Annotated in this window: 13 protein-coding genes; 5 read left to right on the forward strand and 8 right to left on the reverse strand. The window is 61.5% G+C overall.

The annotated features are described in order from the left end of the window. Positions 1 to 102 precede the first annotated feature (102 nt). On the reverse strand, positions 103 to 3,831 hold the full coding sequence (smc, locus tag AB656_RS03070; protein ID WP_033503812.1) for a chromosome segregation protein SMC: 3,729 nt from the start codon (positions 3,829 to 3,831) through the stop codon (positions 103 to 105). Next, a complete protein-coding gene (locus AB656_RS03075) occupies positions 3,831 to 5,252 on the reverse strand; it encodes a bifunctional folylpolyglutamate synthase/dihydrofolate synthase (RefSeq protein ID WP_033503811.1) in 1,422 nt (473 codons plus the stop codon). Before AB656_RS03075 ends, smc begins: the two co-directional genes overlap by 1 nt. A gap of 223 nt (positions 5,253 to 5,475) precedes the next feature. On the opposite strand from AB656_RS03075, the gene AB656_RS03080 reads away from it, so the two are divergent. Then, positions 5,476 to 7,047 carry an aminopeptidase P family protein gene (locus AB656_RS03080; protein WP_033503809.1) on the forward strand — a complete coding sequence of 524 codons (1,572 nt, stop codon included), beginning with the start codon at positions 5,476 to 5,478 and terminating at the stop codon, positions 7,045 to 7,047. Between the two features lie 114 nt (positions 7,048 to 7,161). Further along, on the forward strand, positions 7,162 to 7,674 hold the full coding sequence (locus AB656_RS03085) for an NUDIX hydrolase (RefSeq protein ID WP_033503808.1): 513 nt from the start codon (positions 7,162 to 7,164) through the stop codon (positions 7,672 to 7,674). A 1,088-nt stretch (positions 7,675 to 8,762) separates the two neighbouring features. Here the strand turns inward: AB656_RS03085 and AB656_RS03090 are convergent. Continuing rightward, positions 8,763 to 12,299, reverse strand: a complete 3,537-nt coding sequence (locus tag AB656_RS03090) for a glycoside hydrolase family 2 (RefSeq protein WP_033503807.1) — start codon at positions 12,297 to 12,299, stop codon at positions 8,763 to 8,765. A gap of 185 nt (positions 12,300 to 12,484) precedes the next feature. On the opposite strand from AB656_RS03090, the gene AB656_RS03095 reads away from it, so the two are divergent. Further along, on the forward strand, positions 12,485 to 13,810 hold the full coding sequence (locus AB656_RS03095; protein ID WP_081924858.1) for an ROK family transcriptional regulator: 1,326 nt from the start codon (positions 12,485 to 12,487) through the stop codon (positions 13,808 to 13,810). Positions 13,811 to 13,951: 141 nt separating this feature from the next. Continuing rightward, complete coding sequence (locus tag AB656_RS03100) at positions 13,952 to 14,848, forward strand: carbohydrate kinase family protein (protein WP_033503806.1); 897 nt, start codon at positions 13,952 to 13,954, stop codon at positions 14,846 to 14,848. 35 nt (positions 14,849 to 14,883) lie between these two features. Here AB656_RS03100 and AB656_RS03105 read toward each other — a convergent pair whose 3' ends face one another. Beyond that, positions 14,884 to 16,140 carry an ROK family protein gene (locus tag AB656_RS03105; RefSeq protein WP_033503805.1) on the reverse strand — a complete coding sequence of 419 codons (1,257 nt, stop codon included), beginning with the start codon at positions 16,138 to 16,140 and terminating at the stop codon, positions 14,884 to 14,886. Positions 16,141 to 16,368: 228 nt separating this feature from the next. On the opposite strand from AB656_RS03105, the gene AB656_RS03110 reads away from it, so the two are divergent. Continuing rightward, complete coding sequence (locus AB656_RS03110) at positions 16,369 to 17,886, forward strand: xylulokinase (RefSeq protein WP_033503804.1); 1,518 nt, start codon at positions 16,369 to 16,371, stop codon at positions 17,884 to 17,886. 600 nt (positions 17,887 to 18,486) lie between these two features. On the opposite strand, the gene mmsB is transcribed toward AB656_RS03110, so the two are convergent. The 4 genes from mmsB to xylA all read right to left on the reverse strand — a co-directional run bounded on the left by mmsB (position 18,487) and on the right by xylA (position 24,182). Continuing rightward, entirely contained in the window at positions 18,487 to 19,752 is a 1,266-nt protein-coding gene (gene mmsB / locus AB656_RS03115) for a multiple monosaccharide ABC transporter permease (RefSeq protein WP_033503803.1), read from the reverse strand. Positions 19,753 to 19,793: 41 nt separating this feature from the next. After that, positions 19,794 to 21,353, reverse strand: a complete 1,560-nt coding sequence (locus AB656_RS03120) for a sugar ABC transporter ATP-binding protein (protein ID WP_033503801.1) — start codon at positions 21,351 to 21,353, stop codon at positions 19,794 to 19,796. An 83-nt stretch (positions 21,354 to 21,436) separates the two neighbouring features. After that, positions 21,437 to 22,549, reverse strand: coding sequence for a substrate-binding domain-containing protein (locus AB656_RS03125; protein WP_033503800.1), 1,113 nt, complete (start codon positions 22,547 to 22,549; stop codon positions 21,437 to 21,439). A 286-nt stretch (positions 22,550 to 22,835) separates the two neighbouring features. After that, the gene (gene xylA, locus AB656_RS03130) at positions 22,836 to 24,182 is read right to left on the reverse strand and encodes a xylose isomerase (RefSeq protein ID WP_033503799.1); all 1,347 of its coding nucleotides are present in this window, start codon (positions 24,180 to 24,182) and stop codon (positions 22,836 to 22,838) included. Positions 24,183 to 24,243 lie beyond the last annotated feature (61 nt).

Raw genomic sequence — 24,243 nt, forward strand, 5'->3', positions numbered from 1 at the left:
TTGGCCCTCAAGCCTCGGCTCTGACCCGATCCGTCAATGCGCTTGGCAATCGGTCCACAGCCCGGCCCAGGCTCTAGAGGCGCTCAGCGCGGTGTTCGCGTTTCAGTCGCCGGCGAGGGCCTCCTGGCCCTGGGCCAGTTTCTGGGAGATGACCGCCGTCACACCATCGGCCCGCATGGTCACCCCGTACAGGGCGTCAGCGATTGACATGGTGCGCTGTTGGTGGGTGATGATGATCAGCTGGGCGTGCTCGCGCAACTGGTTGAAGGCCTTGAGCAGGCGGGAGAGGTTCACGTCGTCCAGGGCCGCCTCCACCTCGTCCATCACATAGAAGGGGCTGGGTCGGGCCGTGAAGATGGCGAAGAGGAGGGCCAAGGCCGTCAGCGAACGCTCGCCGCCGGACAGGAGGGAGAGCTGCTTGACCTTCTTGCCGGCCGGACTGGCTTCTACCAGCACGCCGGTGGTCAGCAGGTCGTCCGGGTTTTCCATACGCAGTCTCCCCTTGCCCCCCGGGAAGAGTGTGGCGAACATCTGCTCGAATGCAGCGGCCGTATCGTCAAAGGCTGACTTGAAGACGTCGATCATCGTCCGATCCAGATCCTTGATCAAATCCTTTAAATCGTCCCGGGAGCTAACCACGTCCTGGCGCTGGTCGTTCAGGTACTGGTTGCGCGCCTTCAAGGACTCGTACTCCTCGGCAGCCAGGGGGTTGACCTTCCCCAGGGCGGCCAAATCACGCTTGGCCTTATTCAGCCGCTTGATCTGCTCCTCGCGCACATAGGGCACGGTCTCGCAAGCCCCGACATGCACATGCCCGGCGAGAGCGTCTGCCCCTTTCTGGTCGTTGCCCGCATTCTCCCGGTGTTCCTCCAGCGAGCCAGACATCGGGACCGGTGCCCCGGTCTCATCCAATACCGGTACAGGACGCTCGGGCCCATAGTCCCGAATCAGCTCATCGACACCCATACCCAAGTCGTCGCTGATTTTTTGAATCAACTGACCGGACTGGGTGGCCAGACGCTCCCGGCTCACATCAAGGTCATGCTCCTTGGCCCGCAGGACCTCCACCTGCGGCTCTAGGCCATCGCGCTGGGTCCGCAGGTCCTTGAGCTCGCTGTCATGGGAGGAAACCTGGGATTGCAGGCGATCGCGTTCCTCCACCGTTTGCTCAAGGCTGGCTGCCAACAGTCCTACGACCGCGCGCGCGTCGTGGCCCACTTCGCCCAGGAGGCTGATCCGCTCCGCCCGCTCCTGGTTGAGCCGAGCCACCCGTTCCCGCCGCTGCTGCGCCTCCTGGGCCTGGGTGCGCAGAAGTTGCGACTGCCGCGCTAGTGATTCACCCTTGCCCTTAGCGTCGTTCCAAGCCATTTGCGCTTTCATCTCGGCGGCACGGGCCTGGTCCAGGGCCTCCTCCAGCCGCCGGGCCCGCTCGGTCAACTCGTCCACATTGACCTGCTCCGATCCGGAACGTTCGGCTTGTTGAAGCGTCCCTTGCAGATCCTCCAACTTGGCCTGGTGGCTTTTGACCTCCAACCCCAGTACCTCGATGCGATGCTCCGCCGTCTGGAGCCGCGCCTCCTGCTGCCTGGTCAGCGTCCTGGCGGACGCCAGGGCCTTGGCGCCCTGCTCAGCCTTGAGCCGATCTTCGGTCCTCTTGGCTTTGGCCTCCTCCAGTCTGTCTTCAGCCTGGGTCAAGCTCTGCTGAGCCCTGTCCACGGCCTTCTGGGCGGCATCCAACTGCCCGCTCAATCCCTGCGCCCCTGCCAAGGCCTTGTCCCTCCGGGCGACCAAGGCCAAATCACTCGTGGCTGGACCAGATCCGCCAATGGCACCGACAGCGGTGAACACGTCCCCCTCACGGGTCAGCACTTCGTCCCAGGCCCCCTTCGCTGTGGAGCCTGCGGATGCCAGCAGTTCCATGGCATCACGGCCAGTCTCCACCGCGGCTGTACGGGACAGCAGGAGGCGGACAGCCGCCAGCACACCCTGGGCCTGATTCGAGTCAAGCACATCGGATCGGGCGCTGACCAAACTGGCGGCGCTGCGAATTCGATCCCTCCGCGCGGTGCTGGCGGGAGCGCGGGCCTGCCCGAGGTCCTGCCCCTGCTCGTGCCCCACGTCCAGGGGAGTCAGCAGCACGGCCTTACCCAGCTTGTCCTGGTGGGCCTTCTCCAAAGCATGTTGGACTCCCTGCCCGTCGCGGACCACAATCGCGCCTGAATAGTCGGCTAGGGCGTGAGCCACAGGCTCCTCCCACCCCTCCTCCACCTGGATGAAGTCCGCCAGTCGGCCAAGCATTCGCACGCCGCCTTCAGCGGAGAGCCGCTCCGAGGCCGAGCGCGATTCCAAGGTGTCGCTCAGCGCGTCGGCCTTGGCTTCGAGCGCTATTCTCTGCGAGTTGATCTTGCGCTGGGTCTCCTGGGCGTCATTCAAGCCCTGCCTGGCGGCGGCGCGGGCCCTTTCGGCCTCCTCCTGGGCCGCCAGGCCGTCTTCGCCCTGTCCCGCCCCGGCCTGGGCTTCAAGTTCCAGGGACTCCTCCTGCTCGTGGGCCTGGGTCAACTGAGCAGCTGCGGCGTCACGTTGGACTTGGGCGTCGGACAGGCGCCCTTCAACCAGTTGCAGAGCGGACTCCTCCTTGGCGACCAGGGCCTTGAGGCTGGTCAACTGGGCATCGTGCTGGCGGGCCGTGCGTTGCAGTTCGGTCAGGGTCTGCCGGGCCGCGGCCAACTGCTGCTCCTGGCTGGCCCTCACCTCCACCGCCTGGTCCAAGGTCAGCCGGCTCTCTTCCAAGCGGGAGGCCTGCCGCCGGCCCTGGGCGTCGAGTTCCTCGGCCCTGCGGGCCAGGAGCTCCGGGTCGGGCCCCTGTCCAGCGCCCTCCATCTGCCCCTGCAAGGAACGCGCTCGTTCACCAGCCAGGGAGATCAAGGAGCTGTAGCGCTCCTGGAGCTGGGTCAGGTCGTGCCAAACCTGGTTAATCCGGCTGATCCGCGGGTTGGACTTCTGACTCAGAGCTTCCACCTGCTCGATTCTCAGTTTCACCTGAGCCAGATGCCGCTGGCGCTCGGCCAGCTCCTCCCTGACCCTGCCAAGCTCCTCCCGGACGTCGTCGAGGGACTGCCTGGCTTTGACAGCGTCCTCCGCGTAAATCCGCGCTTGGGCATCGCGCAGGCTGACTTCGATGCCGTCGGCCCTCCGCGAGACCCGGGCCTGCCGCCCCAGTGGACCCAGCTGCCTGTGGATTTCAGACAGCAGGTCATCCAGGCGGGCGAGGTTGTCGTCGGTGTTAGCCAGCTTACGCAAGGCCCGTTCCTTGCGCTTGCGGTGCTTCAAGATGCCGGCGGCTTCCTCGATGAAGGCCCGGTGCCCGCTGGGGTCGGCGCGCAGGATGGCATCCAGCCGCCCCTGGCCGACGATTACATGCATCTGCTGGCCCAAGCCTGTGTCCGACAGAAGCTCCTGGATGTCGAGCAGGCGGCAGGCCGAGCCGTTGATCGCATACTCCGAGCCCCCGTTGCGGAAGATGGTGCGGGAGATCGTCACTTCGGTGTAGTCGATGCCCAAAGTGCGGTCGGAGTTGTCGATGGTCAGGCTCACCTGAGCCCGGCCCAGGGGCGGCCGCGAGGAGGTACCGGCGAAAATCACGTCCTCCATCGAGGAGCCGCGTAGGGCCTTGGCCCCCTGCTCACCCATCACCCAAGCCAGGGCATCCACTATGTTCGATTTGCCCGAACCGTTGGGGCCCACCACGGCGGTGATGCCCGGCTCGAAGCGCAGGGTTGTGGGTGCGGCAAAGGATTTGAACCCTCGCAGGCTGAGCTCTTTGAGGTACATCAGGCCCTCTCCGCCTTGGGTTTGCGCAGGTCGGGGCTCATGTGCTCCTTCAACAGGGCGCGCGCGTCGCCAGCTGTGACGAAGGACCCGCAAATCAGGACTCCGTGCCCATAGCCGACGCCCAGCTCGTCTTGCTCGTCCACCAGATTCACGGCTGTTTGGATGGCGTCGGGCAGGGCATCGCGACGCAAGACCCGGTCTGGGCCGAAGACCCGCTTGGCGATGACCTCCAGCTCTTCGGCCGGCATGACCCGCTCCCGCCAGGAGTTCTCGGTCACCACGATCTGGCTGAGCAAGGGCTCCAGGACGCCCAAGTATTCCTCCACCTGCTTGTCGCGCATCATGGCGACGACGCCGACGACCTGCTCGAAGCTGTAGTTCTCCTCGATCGCCGCGCGCAGGGATTGGGCCGCATTGAGGTTGTGGCCCCCGTCAATGATGATTGTGGGCGAGGAGCGCGCCTGCTCTATCCGTCCGGGCACTTTGACCTGGCTTAAGGCCTCAGCCACCAGGTCGGAGTTCAAAGCTCCGTTGACCGGGGCGACGACCTCGGCCGCAGCCAAGGCGGACAAGGCGTTGTGGGCCTGGTGGTCGCCGAACTTGTCGATTGGCAGGTCCTCATAAGTGCCGTTGGGGGTGCGCAGGGTGGCGACTTGCCCGCCGACGGCCGGCTGCCTGGCCACGACCTCCAACTCGCGCCCGTCGCGCAGGATCTCGGACGCTTGGCGTTCGCGCGCCGCCGCCTCTATGATCGGCATGACCTCGTCCTCGTGGGGCTGCGGGCCGACGATGACCGTGGAACCAGGCTTGATGATGCCGGCCTTCTCCGTGGCGATCTGCTCGACCGTGTCGCCCAGCCACTGCATGTGGTCCATGTCGACCGGACCGATGATAGCGGCATCCGCGTCCAGGGCGTTCGTCGCGTCCCACATGCCCCCCATGCCGACTTCGACTACGGCCACATCCACCGGCGCATCGGCGAAAGCCCAAACGGCCATGGCGGTCAGCACCTCGAAGAAGCTCATGGCCGGACCGCCCTCCTGGGCGCTCTTGGCGTCGACGATCGCCACCAAATCCTTGATTTGCTCGTAAACGTCGACGAAGTCGTCATCGCTCAACTCGCGCCCATCAATCGCGATCCGCTCGTTGATCCGCTCAAGGTGGGGCGAAGTGTACAGGCCGGTGCGCAGGCCGTAAGCTCTGGCGATGGCCTCGGTCATGCGTGCGGTGGACCCCTTGCCGTTGGTCCCGGTGATATGGACCACGCGGAAGGAACGCTCGGGGTTCCCCATCAGGTCGAGGATGGCTCGCATTCGGTCCAGGTTCAGATTGGTCGTGTTGTGCTCGGCCGGGCGAGCCATGATCTCCCGCTCCACCTCGCGGATGCTGCGACCCTGGCTGTTGGGATGCTCATAAGACATAACCGGAACTCTCGCCTCCGACTGGCGCGTAAGAACCCGCGCCTCTCGTACTTTTTATGACTGAATCCCATTCTAAGTGGCTCCCAGGTCCGCGCCCGCCCGGCTCGGCCCCAGGCTAAGACCGGCGAGTTCGCCTGGTGCAACTAGGATGGGCCCTATCAGCTGGCAGGTGACGCGAATTGGGCGCGGTCCAATCCCCAAGCGCATATCAAGGAGGCATGGCATGGCAGGCAGCACAACGCCGGACGAGTCGGACGTGGACATCAACGAGCAGGACATGGCGGACCGGGTGAACAACCGCACCCTGCGCCCTAATTCAGCGACTTTCCAAGAGTTCATGACCCAGGGTTGGGGCGAGCAAGAGGCCGCCGTCAAGCCGCTGGAGTCCTCCCAGTACATCGGCGCGCGCCTGACCAAGCTCGGTAAGCGCTTCCCCGGCGAACGCCTGGTCATCCCGGCCGGCGACTATAAGACCCGCAACAACGACAACGACTACCCCTTCCGCCCCGACTCAGCTTTCGCTTATTACACAGGATTGGGAGAGGACTTGGAGCCGGGCGCCATCCTGGTCCTGGACCCGCTGCCTGCCGACTCCGCGCAAGCCCAGGCGGGAGCGACCCACCAGGCGGAATTGTTCGTGCACCCTCGGGCCGACCAGTCCACCCGCGATTACTACCGTTCCTCCCAGTACGGCGAGTACTGGGTGGGCCCGCGCGCCGGGCTCCAGGAACTCTCGGTCATGACAGGCCTGCCCACCCGGGACATCGCCGAGTTCGAAAGCGCGATCGCCTCTGGCGTGGGCCCCGATGACGGGTCCGTCCGCCTGCGGGTCCTGCGCCACACCGACCAGGGCGTCACCGCCCAGGTGGAGGCGGTGCGCAAGGCCAAGGGGCAGTGCAGCCCGGATGAGGGGGTGGCTTCCGACAACAAGTTCGAGGAGTTCGCCTCCGAGGCCCGCATGATCAAGGATGCCTATGAGGTGGGCGAGATGCGCAAGGCCATCGCGGCCACCAAGGACGGCTTCGACAAAATCCTGAGCCGCCTGCCCGAAGTGGTCGGCAAGCCCCGCTCGGAGCGCATGTTGGAAGGCGCTTTCAACGCCAACGCCCGCGAGGAGGGCAACGACGTAGGCTACGGTTCGATCATCGCCTCGGGCTCCCACGCTCCGGTCTTGCACTGGATGCGCAATAACGGCACCGTTCGCCAGGGCGACCTGCTCCTGATTGACGCCGGCGTGGAGGTCAACTCCCTCTATACGGCGGACATCACCCGCACCTTCCCGGTGGGCGGTCACTTCAGCCCCATCCAGCGCCGCATCTACGAAACCGTGCTGGAAGCCCAGCAGACCGCCTTCGAGGCGGCCCAGCCTGGCGCCACATACTCGGATATCCACCATACGGTCATGCGCGTGCTGGCCACCCGCCTGCACGAGTGGGGCATCCTCAAGGTTTCCGTGGAGGAGTCGCTCTCCCCCCAAGGCCAGCAGCACCGCCGTTGGCACGCCTGCGGTTGCGCCCACCACCTGGGACTGGACGTGCACGACTGCGCCGAGGCCCGCTACGAGTCCTACCAGGGGGCGGCCATCGAACCCGGCATGATCTTCACGATTGAGCCAGGGTTGTACTTCAAGGACAACGACCTGCTGGTGCCGCCTGAGTTCCGAGGCATCGGCGTGCGCATCGAGGATGATGTCCTCATGACGGAGGACGGGCCGGTCTGGCTCTCCAAGCAGATTCCCAAGACCGTGGACGAGGTGGAGGCGTGGATGGCCCAGCAGGCCAAGCAAGACCGGTAAATCGCAACAAACCAGCTACCCCGCAGGTTCACGGGCAGGTCAAATTCAGGTCCGCCCGGATCCTGCGGCTCGACGGGAATTCCGGGCGGGTCCGGGTATGGAAAGAAGACTCTGATGCCTACTCCCGATTTCGTCCTGGCCCTGCGCTCCAAAATCGGCCACGACCTGCTCTGGCTCAACGGCGTCACCGCCTACGTGCGCCGGCCCGACGGGCGCATCCTGCTGGGCCGGCGCTCGGACACCGGCGAGTGGGCCCTGGTCTACGGCATCAACGAGCCCGGCGAGGAGCCCGCCGACACCGTGGTGCGCGAGGTCAAGGAGGAGACAGGCGTGGATGTGGTCGTCACCGCCCTGGTCTCGGTCAAGTCCTCCAGCGAGGTCCTGACCTACGCCAACGGCGACCGTGCCATGTACATGGACCACTGCTTCCTGTGCGAACCCGCACCTGCTGGCAACTGCGAGCCGTTCGTAGGAGATGAGGAGAGCCTGGAGGTCGGCTGGTTCGACCCCAAGCATCTTCCTTCTCCCCTGGCCAAAACTACCGTGGAGCGAATGGCCCTGGTCCAACACTACCTAGAAAACGCCGCCGGCGGCGACCCCAGCGCCCTCTTCGCCGGCGGCCGGTGAATCCTGGCCAATCACTTCACACAGAAAATCCAAAAGGTCGAACATATGCAGCTGCGCCCGCTTGATAAAAAAAGCCGCGGGTTCCCCCGCAGACCAGGATTATAATGTTGAGGATTTTGCGCGCCTGATTCAGGGCTTACCTGAGCATTTGCTGATTCCCGACGCTTTTGAACAAGCCGATTGCCAAACTCATAGACGTTGGTGGACTTCTCAAAAGCAACACATGACTGCTCTGGATCGAATGTCTTCTTCTAAGCAGTGCCACAACCATCACTCAGAAAATCATAAACAAAGGAAGCGCGAGAATCTCCGAAAAAGTACGGGAATCGACTACTGCCACAGACTTCTCCGTCTGTATCCCTGGTATGGCGACGGAGCTCACAGGTTTCCCATGAGATGCGCTTTGCCAAACCGCCTCGAAGCATGGGACAAATCTTGGCAGAATATTCCCATCTCATGTCTCACCTCTATAGCCAGTGCACTCAGTCGTGGTCAGTTTCCAACTGCAAAGCACGCGGGCAAGATCCCGATTCACACAACCAACAGTTTTAGTGGTTGCCATCACCAGAACCCTCATGTTGGCGTGAATAATCGACAGCCTTCCCTCATCAGGGCCACTATCCTGATTGAAAGCCGCATCAAAATGATCATGAATAGCAATCGACCAATGCGGTCTGTTTCGTGCTCCAGGTTATGAAAAGAAAGCGGGTGGCTCCGCTAGAGCGATTTTGCCACACTTGAGTGGGATTCGTCTCCCACTTGTCATTGCAGCAGACGATGCTTCATCTTCTAGCGCATTTTGAGTCCTTCAATCATCAACTAACTCTATGGCCGCACGGCCTCATAAAACATGGGCGTTCCATCCGAATCCCCATTCTCAAGAGATATATCCCCATAATCAAGGCACTAACGTCTACCAGTAAATTACCCGACTGAATACTTGTACTGATATAGCGGGAATCTCTACATAAAATCAGGCGTATCACCCCTTCTAAGACCAAGGCAGGATTACGAAGCGAGATGCCATGACTTGCTAAAACCGAACCCTCTCTACACTCTTAACCAAAGAACACCGCGGCAGCAAATTCTCACTTCGCCTGGGGCAGTAGGTGAAGGGTGTAGGTGAAATCGGTAGCATCCAGCCTGTAACGGTCGGGCAATGCGGGGCCGCAGGAGTTGGAGCCTAGGCCGGATTGAGTGTAGTCCAGGCAAAGAATCGTTGATGCAGCCTCTTCCAGCTCGTAGTTGTGGGCTTTGGTGGTCAGCTCCTCCTGGGTGTATGGGGAGAGGTTGAAAGAGAAGGGGTGCTCGGACAGGACCGTCAGGGCGGCGTCCAGGGACTCCACTTGCAGGTAGTCGCAAGCCCAGTGCGAGCCGTTTTCCTGGGGTTTCAGGTAGGGCTCGAACAAGCCCGGGGCCGTGGAGGTGAAGACGCCATAGTGGGCGGCTTGGTGCTTGTCCGCGTAGGACTCGGTAGGGCCGTAGCCGCAATAGCTGGCGCGGTTCATGGGCTTGGGCAGGAAGAGGCGGATGCCGAACCGGGGCAGGAAGGGGAAGGCGGGGGCGCGGCGGACGCGCATGGACAGGCTGAGCGCGCCCTGGGCGGTGATGGACCAGTCCGCATGAATGCGTGCGATTGGTTGGATCACCGGGGCGACCAGGAGCATTTCGGAACTCACGCTCACCGTTCCCGTGCGGGGATCCAGGGCAGCCTCGGTCTGCAGGGAACGGGCGTAGGCGCGGTCATAGCCAGCCTTGCGCCACTCCTGCTTGACCTGGGCATCGTTGTCTGTGGGGGCCCGCCAAATGTTGAGTCCCATGGGCCGGTCCAACAGGTGACGGTTGGCGAAGTCCATAGACGCGGGCAGACCGGTGCGCTTGTCGAAGGTGTAACGCCAGCCTTCCCCTTCCACCGCCAGCAGTGAAGAGGTCTCCCCCAAGGTGGGCGTAGAGCCGCTCAGACGGGTGCCGGAGAGAGGTGCTGCGACTGAGCCTAGGCCTGCAGCGGAGCTCGAACCGGTCTGAGGAGCTGGGTCATCGCCGGCGCTCACGTCACCTTGACCCACCGAGGACTGGAAGCGGTCAGCTAAGGCCGTGAGCACATGGTTGCTCCTGCCTTCTACAGCTACATCCACCTGGTCGAAGCCCAGGGCGAAGCCTGCCGGGAGTAAGCCTTGAGGCTTGTTCAGCCGGTACTCCAGCAGGAGGGTCAGCTTGCCGGTGTCTGGCAAAGGCGAGTCAGGCAGTCGCAGGAGCCCTTGGCCCCTCGGCTCGATTGAGGGCACGGGACCGCAGTCGATGGCATCGAGCAACAGGTCTTCTGGGTCGACGGACCCACCAAGGGCGCCGCTTATGCTGGTGCTGGCATCGCCGCCACCGACGACATCAGCCAAGTCAGCCCCTTCCTCGAAGCCTGCAACATCATCCTCGCCGGCCCACCAAGTCCCCTGCCCGAAGTAGCCACGCTCGAAGGGCTCACCGTCGCGCAGCAAGGTCCAGGAAATCGTCAGATAGTCAGCGAGGTTGACGAAGTCCATGTAATTGTGCAGGGTCAACGTGCGTGAATCCTGGTCAACGTCCACCACCCTGGCGGGGCGGAAGACGTTCTTGAATTCCTTCAAACCCGTGCGCGGCCTCCGGTCCGGGTAGACCAGGCCGTCCATGCAGAAGTTCCCCGCGTTCGGGTATTCCCCGTGATCGCCGCCATAGAGGTAGATTTTGCGCCCGTCCTTGGCGCGCCCGGCGTCGATCGCGTGGTCGCACCACTCCCAGACGCAACCGCCCAGGAGACCTGGATGCCGTTGGAAAGCCTGGAAATAGTCCTCTAAATCACCCGGGCCGTTGCCCATAGCATGCGAGTATTCGCACAGGAAGTAAGGCCGGCTCCCCCGCTGCCCATCGTCCCCGTTGGAGGCGACCGCCCAATGGGTGTGCGGCGTGTGTGCGCCGCCGGTCTCGAAGTAGTCGTCAATCTGCTCGATGCTGGGATACATGCGCGAGTGAAGATCCAAATTCGAGTAGTCCAACCCCTCACGCGCAGCGCCATGAATGGCGGACTCGTAGTGGGTCAGGCGGCTGGGGTCCCGCCGCTTGGTCCAGGCCAGGGCCCGTTCGAACCCGCACCCATAGCCGGATTCGTTGCCCATGGACCAAATGATGACGCTGGGATGGTTCTTGTCGCGCTCAACGCTGCGCTCCACCCGGTCGACAATCGACTCAGCGAAGGCGGGATCGTCTCCGATCAAACCATTCCAGTGGTCCGCCTCCTCGCTCCCCTGCTGCCTGTAGAGCGCATCGATGCCGTGGGCTTCGATGTCCGCCTCGGCGATCACATAGAAGCCCAGCTGGTCGAAGAGGGCGTAATAATGCGGAGCGTTCGGATAATGGGAGGTTCGGATGGCGTTGACATTATGCTCCTTCATCAGTCGCAGGTCCTTCATCATCTGCTCCTGCGATATGACGAAGCCCGTGGCAGGATCGGAGTCGTGGCGGTTGACCCCGTGAATCGTGATAGGCAGCCCGTCGACCAAGACCACGCCGCCCTTGACGCTGACCTCGCGCAGTCCTACGTAGTCGGTGATAACCTCGCAGGGCTGGTCCGCGGCCGAACCTTGGGGCTGCCTGGCAGGCAGCGAACTCAGCTCCAGCCGATAGAGGCTGGGCTCCTCCGCATTCCAGAGAACGGGGTGTTGCACGGCGAACTCCAGGTGGGACTTGCCCTGCTCATCCGAGGCCACCGCCTGGGCGCGGCCCAGCAGGCGGCCGTCAGGGTCGTACAGGGAGCCTTCCACCTGGCAGGCCTGGCCCTGATCCGCACCGCTGCCCGCAGAGACGTCGGCCCCTTGCGCACGCAGGAAGTCCAAATCAACCCTGACCGTGGCTGAGCCGAAATCGCCGGCCAGGTCGGTGCGCACGAAATAGTCGCGGATGCCCGCCTGTGGCCGACGCAGAATGTAGACCGAGCGGAAGATGCCGCTCATGCGGAATTTATCTTGATCCTCCAGGTAAGAGCCGTCGCACCACTTGAGCACCAGCACGGCCAGCCGGTTGCGCCCGGGCCTCAACAGCCGGGTGACCTCGAACTCGGAAGTGGAATGGGAGACCTGACTGTACCCGACGAATGCGCCGTTAAGCCAGACATAGCAGCAGGAGTCCACCCCCTCGAAGTTCAGGAACGCGCGAGGCGCCTTGGCATTGGGCTCATAGTCGAAATCTCGCAGATAAACGCCGCAGGGATTGTCCTCGGGCACTCGCGGCGGGTCGAAGGGGAAGGGGTATTCGACGTTCGTGTACTGCTGCTGGCCGTAACCTTCGCACTGCCAGAGTGAGGGCACCGGGATGGCTTGATAGAGGCCGGGGCCAGCGTCCTGGGCGGTGTCGAAGTCAGCTTGGAAGAAGGCCCTGGAGCCGTCCGCGGCGGCCTGGGACACGTCGTCGTCGAGCGCATGGATGCTCGGGTAGTAGCGGAAGGCCCACTCGCCGTCCAGCTTGAGGAAGCGCGGTGAGCCCTCCCGGCGCTCACCACGTCGGTCTGCGCCGATCTCATCGGGCACGAAGTACGCCCGAGGCGTTTCGCAGCCTAGATGAAGGGTGGAAGGATCCTCGTAGTAGCGCTTGATGAACATGCCACTTCCCCGTTTTGTCGTCGAACCGACCCGCCAAGAGCGGACTGGATTGACTCTAAATCTACCGGCATGGGCCGACTCCGATAAATCAGCGAGTGCTGGGTTGAAAGCATGCGGTAACGCTGTTACTATATAAACAACGTTACATTCGGACTGAGCGGTCCACCGCGCGCAAGGAGGCAGGCATGAGCAAACACGCCACCTTCGGCGCACCATCCTCAATCGCTGAAGCCAACCAGGCACGCATCGCCCGGCTCCTTCACCAGTGTGGAATCCTCTCCCGGGCGTACATCGCTAAGGCGCTAGGGCTGACCGCGCCCGCCATTTCCAAGCTGGTGGCCCGCATGATCGAGTCGGGGCTGGTGACCGAGACCGGCGACCTACCTGGAGCCCGCCACCGCCGTTCAATCGGCCTGGCGCTCAAAACCGCCGCGTACAGGGTGATTGGCGTCAAATTCGCCAGAAGCCGGGTGGATTGGGGCGTTTTCGACCTGGCTGGCAAACCCCTGCAGCAGGGGGCACTGCCACTGATGAGCGATCGCGATATCCCCGGCACCGTCCAGGCCGTCACCGTCCAGGTGAACCAGGTCCTGGCGGCCGACCCCTCGATCATCGCCGTCGGCATGGCCGTCCCCGGCCCCTACCTGCGCCACGAAGGACGAATCGCGCTGGTCACCTCCATGCAGGGTTGGCGGGGGGTGAACTTCCTCAACGAATTCAGCCAGGCTTTCCCGGTGCCTACATTCATCGAGCAAGACGCCCGGGCTGGCGCTCTGGCCCAAAACCTCTTCGCGCCGGACCACCGGACGCCTCGACTCACCGGTCCGAACGGCCCGGCCGCGCGCCCCACCGCCGCCACGAACCTTGCTTACTATCTCGTGGGCGAGGGCGTGGGGCTTGGCGTCATTGAGTCCGGCCGCCTCATCAACGGCGAGCGCGGCGGCGCGACGGAGCTGGGCCACGTCTCGATCGACGTGAACGGACGGCCGTGCGAGTGCGGCAATCGCGGTTGCCTGGAGCGCTACTGCTCCGCCGTCGCCATTCATGAAACCATGTGCGCGCCGGAGTACTCAGGCAGCTTCCCCCAGGTCGGTGGCTTGGACCACGCCCAGGCCTGCCAGCTCCTCTTCCAACGAGCCGCCCAAGGCGACGAGCCAGCGAGCGAACTGCTGGAGCGGGTCTGCACCTGCGTGGGCTACGGGTGCGTATCCATCATCAACGCCTTCAACCCCTCACGCATCGTCATCGGCGACCTGGTGGCTGGAGCCGGACGGCCATTGTTGGACACCGTGCGGCGGATCGTAAGCGAACGGGCCCTGCCCGAGCTTCGGCAAAGCACCCGCATTTGCCTCTCCAGCCTGCCAGCGGACGCCACCCTGCTCGGGGCGGCGGCGGTAGCCGTCGACCGTTTCCTCCAAGCGCCCACAGCATATGCTTCGCTAAGCAAACAGCGGGCGGGCAAATCGGGGCACAAACCCGTGATACGTCCAGCGAAGGAGAGCCAACCATGACGTAACGCATGACGAAATCCACGAATACAGGAACGGCAGAGCGCGAAAACAATGGTGAGCGACGAGCAGTGAACAGCGCAGCGCGGCACAGGGCGGTGAGCCAAGTCCGGCGCACGACGCGGCAAGGAAAGGAAACCCGCAATGCAGCAACCAATCGTACTGAGCCTCGGGGAGATTCTGTGGGATGTGCTCCCCTCCGGCAAGAGGGCGGGTGGCGCCCCGGTGAACTTCAGCTACCACGCCAGCAAGAACGGCGCACAAGGATACGCAATCAGCGCGGTAGGCCGAGACGAGCTAGGCCGGGAGCTTGAGGACGCGGTCGCCCAGGCCGGGGTGAAGGCCCTGCTCCAACACAATAAGTGGCCCACTTCCACGGTGGAAGTGCAGCTGACCGAGGGCATCCCCCGCTACGTCTTCAAGGAGGACGTGGCCTGGGACCACATGGAGCTGACGGATGAGCTGGAGGCGCTAGCCGGTCGAGCCGACGCAATCTGCTACGGCACGCTAGGGATGCGCAGCCCGCAGTCCAGGCGGACCTTCTGCCAACTTTTGGAGGCCACCCGCCCCGACGCCATGCGCTTCTTTGACATCAACCTGCGCGGCGCCTACTACCGCAAGGATTTAATCGAACAGCTGCTGGGCATGGCGACCATGTTCAAGATCAACGACGTGGAGCTGGTCGTCCTGCGCGACATGTTCCACATCCCGGGTGAGAGCGACGCCGAACCGGTCCGCTGGTTCTTCGACCACTACGAGATGGACACCGTGATCCTGACGGCCGGCGGCGACTACTCGACCATTTTTCTGCGGGACGGCTCCTCTTCCAAGCTCAACACCCCGCACGTCACCGTGGCCGACACGGTGGGAGCGGGCGACGCCTTCTCCGGCACCTTCGCGACCAACCGCTTGGAAGGCAAGTCCCTAGCCCAAGCCCATCGGGCGGCCGTGAACACCGCGGCCTTCGTCTGCACCCAGTCCGGCGCCTGGCCCGCCTACCCTGAGCAAATACCCGACTACCTGGCCCAGCAGGGCGAGTAAACCTCCTGAACGACCAGCAAGCCTGGATTTGGCACTCAGGCCTGCTGGTCGAAGTAGGACAGGGGGTCGCCAATGAAGCGGCGTAGCCCCATTTCAGCGGCTCCTTTGAGAGCAGGTTGACGGGCCTCTTTAGACATCATGACCCGCGGCTTGATCCGATCCCTGGCCAACACTTGGGAGGCCAACCGGTCCTGAAGGCTTTGAGCCAGAACGCCGCCGAATTTGGACCAGAAGCCGCCCAGGATCACAGTGTCCACATCCGAATAGTTGATGGCCGAGGCCATGACCGACACCAGCGCGTCCAGGGCCCTGTCAATCGCGTCGGCCGCTTCGGCATCGCCCTCCTGCCAGCGCCGGTAAAGCTCGGTCGCGGCCTTGGGGCTGACCGCATCATCGCCCCCAGCTATACCCGCAGCTTCAACCAAGGCCCTTCTACCTGCGTAAGTTTCCAGGCACCCACGCCGCCCACAGCGGCACGTGGGGCCGTTTAAATCGACCGATACATGGCCCAGCTCGCCAGCGAAGCCGTGATCTCCAGGCTCGACGGCACCGCCGCGCACAACCGCGCCACCGATGCCGATGTCTGTTGAGATATAGATAAAGGAATCGGTAGGGGTCAGCGGCTTGGAGGCACCTTCGTTGCTGGCTTTGGGCGCTGGCCTGGGAGTGGCGTACCCCGGAATCTGCGCCAAGGCCGCCATCTTGGCCTCGTTGCCTACCACTGGGTCCAGTCGGCGCACCAGCCTGAACCTGCCCAGGTCCAGACGTTCCCAGCCCAGGTTCCGCGCCATCAGCAGGAGTTTGCCATCGGCGACCAGGCCAGGCAGAGCCAGTCCGGCGCCCACCATGCGGTAGCCATCCTCCGCGAGGCCGCTTTCAATGGGCCGGCTGAGGCAGTCCAACTTGGCGAAAATGTCGTCAGGGTCAGCCTGGCGCATGTCATCATCCACCCAGACCGTGTTGACAGGCCGCCCAGACAAATCTAAAGCCATACAGCCATAACCATCTGTATTGACCTGCAGACCGATGCCCGCCCAGCGCCCGGGCGCGATGGCCAGGGGTTTGCTGGGCCGCCCGTAAGTGATTTGCGAGGCGTCAGGCTCGGTCTCGCGCACCACGCCCTGGGCCAGAAGCATCCCGCCCAGCAAGGACATGGTGGCCTTGGTCAGCCCGGTGACCTTGGCCAGGTCCGCCCGGCTCAAGGGCGTTGGCGCGCGCAAGATGCTATCGATGATGACCGAAAGATTGTGGTTGCGCAAGTCCTCCTGGTTGATGCTGCGCAGTGAAGTCATGAATACGCCTGTCCCTTCCGAGCCGCGGCCCGCATCGCGCCCTGCTCTCCATATTCTCACACCACCAAGTCCCGGCGCCGCCAAACTCCTTCATAGCGGCCAACGCACCTGCTCGCGGTTGCCAAAGTCACCCCCGAATAGCTTTTAATTCGACGATTGAACAATTATCCTGACCGAGGCCTACCATAGCTGATAAGGCATGGACCAGAACGCGGCAAGGAGGGTGTCATGGGACGGATACTGGTAGCAGGCGTGGACACATCCACCCAATCCTGCAAGGTGCGGGTCAGCGATGCGGCGACCGGTGAGCAGGTGCGCTTCGGACAAGCCCGGCACCCAGAGGGCACCTCGGTCAATCCGGAAGCCTGGTGGTGCGCCTTCCAACAGGCAGCGACACAAGCCGGCGGTCTAGACGACGTATCCGCGCTCTCCGTAGGCGGCCAGCAGCACGGCATGGTGCTCCTAGATGAGCGCGGTCAAGTCCTGCGCGACGCGCTACTCTGGAACGACACCCGTTCGGCACCGCAAGCCCGTGTCCTCATCGAGCAGGTCGGCCAGGCGCCGATTGACTTCAACAACCCCACCGAAGCCGACTTCTCCCCCGATCCCATCCAACGCGGCCAGCAACGCTGGGTGAAAGCCGTCGGATCCTCCCCCGTCGCCTCGCTGACCATCACCAAGCTGGCTTGGGTAACCCAGCATGAGCCCGAAGCGGCTGGCCGCATCGCGGCCATCTGCCTGCCCCACGATTGGCTGAGCTGGAGAATCGCCGGGCATGGTCCGGCCAGCGCGCAACCCTCCGCAGGCGTAGGCTTGGACGCGCTCTGCACCGACCGCTCGGATGCCTCGGGCACAGGCTACTTCGATTCGGTATCCGACTCCTACAGGCGCGATATCTTGGCCCTGGCCTTGCCCGCCGAACTGGCCCAGGGCGTGTTGCTGCCACGCGTCTTGGGACCACATGAGACCGCCTGCCTGGCTGACCCCGCCATCGCCGGAAGGAACGTGCCCGGCGGCTGCATCATAGCCCCCGGCGGCGGCGACAACGCCATGGCCTCCTTAGGGTTGTCAATGGAAGTGGGCGATGTCTCCATATCCTTGGGCACCTCCGGGGTGGCGGCGGCCATCAGCCCGGTCCCCGCTTACGACATGAGCGCCGCAGTGACGGGTTTCGCCGATGCGACCGGCCACTGGCTGCCCCTGGCTTGCACCATTAACGGCTCACGAATCCTGGATGCCGGATGCGCCGCCTTAGGCGTGGATTACGAAGGCTTAGCAAACCTGGCATCCCAATCCACCCCCGGCGCCGACGGCATCACACTCGTGCCCTACTTCGATGGCGAGCGCACCCCTAACCTCCCCGACGCCACGGCCAGCCTCCGAGGCATGACCATGGCCAACACCACGCGCGAGAACCTAGCCCGGGCTTTCGTGGAAGGCCTCCTATGCTCACAGCGCGACTGCCTGGAGCTGCTCAAACGCCTGGGCACGAGCGTCAAACGCATCCTTTTGATTGGCGGCGGCGCCCAATCCCCGGCCGTGCGCGCTTACGCCCCGCAGATTCTGGGCCAGAGCGTCCTCCTGCCCCAGCCCGACCAGTACGTGGCCATAGGGGCCGCCCGCCAAGCCGCCTGGGCGCTTTCCGACTCACCCCAGCCCCCAGCCTGGCCCGTCCGCATCGAAAGCACGCTTACCGCCGCCCCCACCCCCACCGTCTACGCCCAATACACCCACTGTCGCGGATGAGCACCTAACCGCAAAAGAAGCGATGCCCGGCAACACAAATTTGCGTTGCCGGGCATTGTTGATACAGATGGCAGGACGATCCACGCCGTAAAACCATCACCTCAGATTCAATGACCGCGGGAACGTCCGCGGTGACTACCGGCCTGCAGCACCTTCCGCATCGGATTGGCCTTCATTTTCGTCGCAGTCGGACGCCGCAGCAGCATGGCTTACTTTATCCCCTTGCTGCGGCGTATTGCCTGACGCACGCGTTTCCTCTCGCTTGTGACGTCTCCACAAGACAAAGGCCCTACCCCCTGTATATGCGCTCGCAGCCGCGATACATAGTGACAGGAAAAGATTCGACGCACTCCACAAGGACCCATCAACATAACTGTCTTTCACCGACTGCGCCAACCAGAGTATGCAGGCGACACTGGCGCAGGCATACAATCGCATCTGCATAGTAATGGTTTTCATTGCATCCGCCCTACTTTGAGAGGGCTGTATGTAGCCCTACATTCCCTGATATTCGGCAGAAGGGTTGCCGCACCTTCGCAGCACTGGTGCGGCAACCCATCATATTCGACAAGCGGGATCTTATAGACCCCACAATCGCCGTTAGGCCTTCTTGCGCTTGCTGATCAAGTCGTAAGCAACAGCGGCGATAACGACGAGACCTTTGATCGTCTTGACTATGGCGGCATCAGCTCCCATAATCGACAGGCCCTGGTTGAGTACACCCATGATGAGAGCACCGACCATAGCGCCAGGAATCGTTCCAACGCCACCGGCAACAGCAGCACCACCAATGAAGCAAGCTGCGATGGCATCCATCTCGAACTCTTGGCCTGTCGCGGCAGTTGCCGAAGCCAACCGGGACAGCGTGATTATGGCTGCAATACCGGTCAGGAGACCCATGTTCAAGAAAATCTTGAAGTCCACCTTCCGCGTGTCGATACCGGAGAGCATGGCCGCCTTGCGGTTGCCACCGACAGCGTAGATGTCACGGCCGAAGACAGTGCGGTTCAGCACGAACCAATAAATGCCAATCAGCAGGCCGATGATGACCAGCACGATGGGAATGCCACCCTGGGTGCTATTACCGGAGCTGGCGAAGAGATAGGTCGCGAATCCTATTGCCAGCACTGCAATGGCGCATTTCAGAATCACCCAGCCCATCGGCTCGGCCGTCAATCCCGCGCTGATAGCTTTACGGCGCTTGCGTATTTGGCTGACGGCCACCAGGACGATGGCTACTAGGCCTACAACAATGGTCAGCCCATCCAATCCACCCCAGAAACCGAAGATGTTAGGTAGGTAATCCTTAGCTATGGCGCGGAAGGGACGGGACTGCAACGGTATGGATTCTCCTGCAACCACCGTGGCAAGACCACGGAAGATCAACATGCCGCCTAGGGTCGTCACGAAAGCAGGAACTCCAACATAGGCCACCCAGAACCCATGCCAAGCGCCGATGACCAACCCTATCAGCAACATGAACGCTACGGCCAGAATCCAGTTCATGCCCCAGTTCTTCATCGCATAGGCTCCCACGCCTCCGATGAAGGCCACAACAGAGCCGACTGACAAATCGATATGCGTACCGATGATTACCATGAGCATGCCGATAGCGGTTATCAGAACATAAGCGTTCTGCTGGAAGAGGGCCACTACGTTGTTAGGGAAGAGCAGACGCCCGCCCGTCAGTATCTGGAAGATGATAATAACGAGGATTAGCGCGAGATAAATACCGTACGAGCGAACGTTGCCGAACAATAGCTCCTTAATGGAGGCTTCCTTCGGATCGCTACCTGATGCGCCATTTTTCCGCATCTGTCCGGCACTGTTCTCAGGCGCAGAAGGTGAGACGGTTGAGGATGACATGACGAATATTCCTTTCACTGATTATGAGAACGCACGTTGGTTCAGACAGCCTGTTGCATAGGCTCTTTGGATGTCATGAACCGCATCAACTCTTCTTGGTTGGTGCGCTTAGCATCAAGGCAGGCCGTGATGATGCCCTGACTCATGGTGTAAATCCGATCGCAGATACCCAACAATTCAGGCAGTTCGGAGGATATGACCAAAACCGCGCTGCCCTTGTCGGCTAGCTGATCGATGATTTCGTAAATATCGTACTTTGCGCCTACATCGATGCCTCTCGTTGGTTCGTCAAGAATCAGCAGCTTGGGATTTGTGGCCATCCACTTAGCAAGCACTACTTTCTGCTGATTACCGCCAGAAAGATTACCGGTGGGTACCTCAATACTCGGGGTCTTGATACGCAGCTGTTTGCGATAATCCTCGCTCACACGCGCCTCTCGCTCCCGATCTATGACACCGGCATGGCTCATGGCTTTCAAAGATGCCAACGACGTGTTCTCGCGTATGGATTTGATCAAATTCAGCCCATAAGTCTTGCGGTCTTCGGTTGCATATGCGACTCCGTGGTCGATAGCCGAGCGAACAGTTGGGAACGAAACCTCTTGTCCTCCCATATACAGATGGCCTGAGGCTTTGACGCCGTACTGGTGACCGAAGATGCTCATGGCGGTCTCGGTCCTGCCAGCGCCAATCAATCCAGCAAGACCAACGATCTCGCCTGCCCGCATGTTCAAGCAAACGTCCTTTGCAACCAGACGTTCGACGTCCAATGGGTGATGGACCCTCCAGTTCTCCACCCGGAACACTTCCTCCCCGATTGAGGACTCATGTTCAGGATAGCGATTAGTCAAAGGCCTACCCACCATGTCCCGAATGAGTAGATCCTGGTCAAGCGGATGTTCTTTGTCGATATCAACATGGGAAATGGTTTTGCCGTCACGAATGACTTGCACGGCATCCGCCGATTCCGCGATTTCGTTGAGCTTGTGAGAGATGATGATGGCCGTGATGCCCTTGTTACGACGCAAATCGTCGATGAGGCCCAGAAGATGCGCGGAATCCTCATCATTCAACGCCGCTGTTGGCTCATCAAGAATCAACAGTTTAACATTCTTGGTCAGCGCCTTAGCGATTTCGACCAACTGCTGCTTGCCCACACCGATGTTGGCTATGAGCGTGTCCGGGTTCTCATCCAGCCCCACAGCTTGCAGGGCCTCTGATGCCACCTTCCGCTGAGCGGTATCGTCGATGGCCGCCTCTTTCGTGATGGGGTTGCCGAGGAATATGTTGTCTGTAATCGACATGTACGGAACGAGGGCCAGCTCCTGGTGAATGATGACGATGCCCTTGGCTTCCGAGTCCCTTATGGTGTTGAACTGGCAAGTCTGCCCGTCGTACACCACTTCACCCTCGTAGCTTCCGTATGGGTACACCCCAGACAGCACATTCATTAGCGTGGATTTTCCTGCGCCGTTCTCCCCGCACACCGAGAAAATTTGCCCGCGTTTCACTGTGATATTCACATCGTCCAGAGCCGTGACCGGTCCGAAGCGCTTCACGATATGACGCATCTGCAAAATCACATCTTGCTCAGTACTCACATTCGTCTCCTTGTGCAATTCAATGGTTCCCGCTCGCGCCGCCCCGTAAAGGTTCGGCGCGCCGCGAGCGGGATCACCCGCTATCACATACCTGCGTCAGACGCGGAGATGTAGCCGGAATCAACCAGCTCCTTCTTGATGTTGCTCTTGTCCACGGAAACGGGCGTCAGCAACTGTGAGGGCACATCCTTGTTACCGTTGTTGAACTTGCCAGCGGCCTTGGGCGTCTTGCCATCGACCAAATCCTTGATCATAGCGGCGGTGGCCTTAGCCAGCTTGCGCGTATCCTTGTAGACCGTCATGGATTGCTTGCCCTGCACGATGGCGCGCACATTGGCCTTTTCAGCATCCTGTCCTGTGATAATCGGGAAGTAGTTCCAGCCTGCGCCCTCGACGGCATTGACAGTGCCCAGGGCTATAGCATCATTGGGAGCCAACACGGCATCCAGTTTCGTGCCATCGTTGTAGAAGGAGTTAATGCGGTTCTCCATCTCCGCTTGCCCCTTCTGGCGATCCCAATTATCAATGCCGATGGATTGCCAATCCTTAACGGAGCCTGGCACCTTGCCGGACTTTGCCTTGAACACTCCTGACTTAAAGTATGGCTCCAACACAGACCAAGCGCCTTCGTAATAGTATTTAGCATTGTTATCGGTTGGAGAGCCGGACATGAGTTCAACGTTGAAGGGGCCCTTCTTACCTTCCTTCACACCCAGCTTATCCACGATGTACTCGCCTTGCATCTTGCCTACATCGGTCAGCGAGAAAGTCGCGTAATAGTCGACAGCATCGGTATTCATGATTAGCCTGTCGTAAGCTATGACCTTGGCGCCATTAGCTGCCGCTTGCTCTGCTGCAGCCCCGGTAGCCGTACCGTCAATGGAAGCTATAACCACATACTTAGCGCCCTGGTTCGCCATATTTTGAATCTGGGAAGACTGAAGATCCGTCTTTCCATCCGCGAACTGTAAAGTGACCTTGTACCCATAGCTTTCCAGTTGCTTCTTCAGGTTGTCGCCATCAATCTGCCAGCGTTCCAACTGCTGCTCAGGCATGGAAATACCGATAGTGACCTTCGATGGGTCACCACCGGAAGCAGATTCGCCCGAGCCTCCCCTGGAAGCGCCGCACGCTGAGGCCGGAATCAACAATGCCACGATGGCGGCGATGCCAATTGCCTTTACCAGTTTTTTCATCGCATTCCCTTTCACCTTTGATTAGGAGTGACCTATTGCCGCAATAGCCGATACTCATTCATTCGGCTATTACACAGGTATAGCATATTATTTATTGATTTAACTAACTGCTACGAGAGTTGCCTAAAAGCACTGACGTACGTAGCTGCATCCGCCTTCCTCGCTCGTTTAAGCAAGGACTACTCGCACTCTTCCATCCCCAATGACGAGAGCGTGGCTGTATACAGACATGCCGGACGGCGCGGCAAGTAACAGCTAAATATACTCACCGCGCCGCCGCAGCGGCTCAGGCCTCGGACAATGCCTCGATCATGTAGTTGTTGATGGTGGCCTTGACCGACTCCAGGTGATCGGCGTGGCAGGAGTCAAGCAGCTCGGACTGGGGCTTGTCGATTGCGTAGTTCTCCAGGGAGGCCAGCGAGGCTTCGCCCTCCTCCACGCTCTTGCCGATGCCCGAATCGAAGGAGGAGTAGCGCTGGGCCTGCAGGTTCTCGATGAACTTGTCCTCGTGCATCTTCGCGGCGACCAGGAGGCCGGCGGCGAACGAGTCCATGCCGACGACGTGCGTGCGGAAGAGATCCTCAGGGGTGAAGGAGGTGCGCCTGGGCTTAGCGTCGAAGTTGAGCCCGCCGTGGGGGCCGATGCCGCCGGCCGCCAGGACCTCCCACATCACCGCGGTGGTCTCATACAGGTCGGATGGGAACTCATCCATGTCCCAACCGATCAGCTTGTCGCCTTGGTTGGCGTCCAGCGAACCCAGGAATCCGGCCTCGCGCGCCACACGAATCTCATGCTGGTAGGTGTGCATGGCCAGGTTTGCGTGGTTGCCTTCCAAGTTGAGCTTGAAGTCCTTATCCAGGCCATAGGTGCGCAGGAAGTTGATCGTCGTGGCCGCATCGTAGTCGTACTGGTGAAGGGTGGGCTCCTTGGGCTTGGGCTCGATGAGGAACTGAGCGTCCATCCCGATTTCGTGCGCGTAGTCCACGCACATGTGGAAGAGCTTGGCCATATGATCCTGCTCGCGCTTCATTTGCGTGTTCCACAGGTTCTCGTAGCCCTCGCGGCCGCCCCAGAACACATAGTTCTCGGCGCCCAGGCGCTTGCCGATCTCCAGGCTGTGCTTCAACTGCCCGGCCGAGTATGCGTAGATGTCAGCGAAAGGCGACGTGCCTGCGCCAGCCTCGAAGCGGCGGTTGGTAAAGAGCGAGGACGTGTTCCACAGGAGCTTGACCCCGGAGTCCTTCATGTTCGCTTCGATCTTATCGACCACCTTGTCCAGATTGGCGTCGGACTCGCGCAGGGTCTCCCCCTCGGGAGCGAGGTCGCGGTCATGGAAGCAGAAGAATTCAACGCCCAGCTTGTCGAAGAGCTCGAAAGCGTAATCCACCTTCGCCAAGGCCTGATCCATCGGGTCAGTGTACTTGTAATACGGACGGATTGCGGTGGGGTCCCCGAAGGGGTCCACCAATCCCTGATTGAAGGTGTGCCACCAGGCGACGGCGAAGCGCAGCCAATCCTTCATCGGCTTGCCGGCCACCACCCTGTTTTTGTCGTAATAATGGAAGCCCAGCCCTTCCTGGACGCCGGCGGACCGGCCCACGTACTCGATCTTGTCAATGTCCCACAAACCCATGGGATGCTCCTTTGCACTTGGAAATCCTGGTGTGCGGCGCCTTACGCCCCGTCATCCCTAT

This window comes from Bifidobacterium actinocoloniiforme DSM 22766, assembly GCF_001263395.1.
Taxonomy (GTDB): domain Bacteria; phylum Actinomycetota; class Actinomycetes; order Actinomycetales; family Bifidobacteriaceae; genus Bombiscardovia; species Bombiscardovia actinocoloniiformis.

What these genes read in the sequence shown, in the direction of transcription:
- AB656_RS03110 (WP_033503804.1), top strand. Translation starts at nt 16,369, where the DNA reads ATGGGACGGATACTGGTAGCAGGCGTGGACACATCCACCCAATCCTGC.
- AB656_RS03095 (WP_081924858.1), top strand. Translation starts at nt 12,485, where the DNA reads ATGAGCAAACACGCCACCTTCGGCGCACCATCCTCAATCGCTGAAGCC.
- mmsB (WP_033503803.1), bottom strand. Translation starts at nt 19,752, where the DNA reads ATGTCATCCTCAACCGTCTCACCTTCTGCGCCTGAGAACAGTGCCGGA.
- AB656_RS03090 (WP_033503807.1), bottom strand. Translation starts at nt 12,299, where the DNA reads ATGTTCATCAAGCGCTACTACGAGGATCCTTCCACCCTTCATCTAGGC.
- AB656_RS03075 (WP_033503811.1), bottom strand. Translation starts at nt 5,252, where the DNA reads ATGTCTTATGAGCATCCCAACAGCCAGGGTCGCAGCATCCGCGAGGTG.
- xylA (WP_033503799.1), bottom strand. Translation starts at nt 24,182, where the DNA reads ATGGGTTTGTGGGACATTGACAAGATCGAGTACGTGGGCCGGTCCGCC.
- AB656_RS03100 (WP_033503806.1), top strand. Translation starts at nt 13,952, where the DNA reads ATGCAGCAACCAATCGTACTGAGCCTCGGGGAGATTCTGTGGGATGTG.
- smc (WP_033503812.1), bottom strand. Translation starts at nt 3,831, where the DNA reads ATGTACCTCAAAGAGCTCAGCCTGCGAGGGTTCAAATCCTTTGCCGCA.
- AB656_RS03080 (WP_033503809.1), top strand. Translation starts at nt 5,476, where the DNA reads ATGGCAGGCAGCACAACGCCGGACGAGTCGGACGTGGACATCAACGAG.
- AB656_RS03085 (WP_033503808.1), top strand. Translation starts at nt 7,162, where the DNA reads ATGCCTACTCCCGATTTCGTCCTGGCCCTGCGCTCCAAAATCGGCCAC.
- AB656_RS03105 (WP_033503805.1), bottom strand. Translation starts at nt 16,140, where the DNA reads ATGACTTCACTGCGCAGCATCAACCAGGAGGACTTGCGCAACCACAAT.
- AB656_RS03125 (WP_033503800.1), bottom strand. Translation starts at nt 22,549, where the DNA reads ATGAAAAAACTGGTAAAGGCAATTGGCATCGCCGCCATCGTGGCATTG.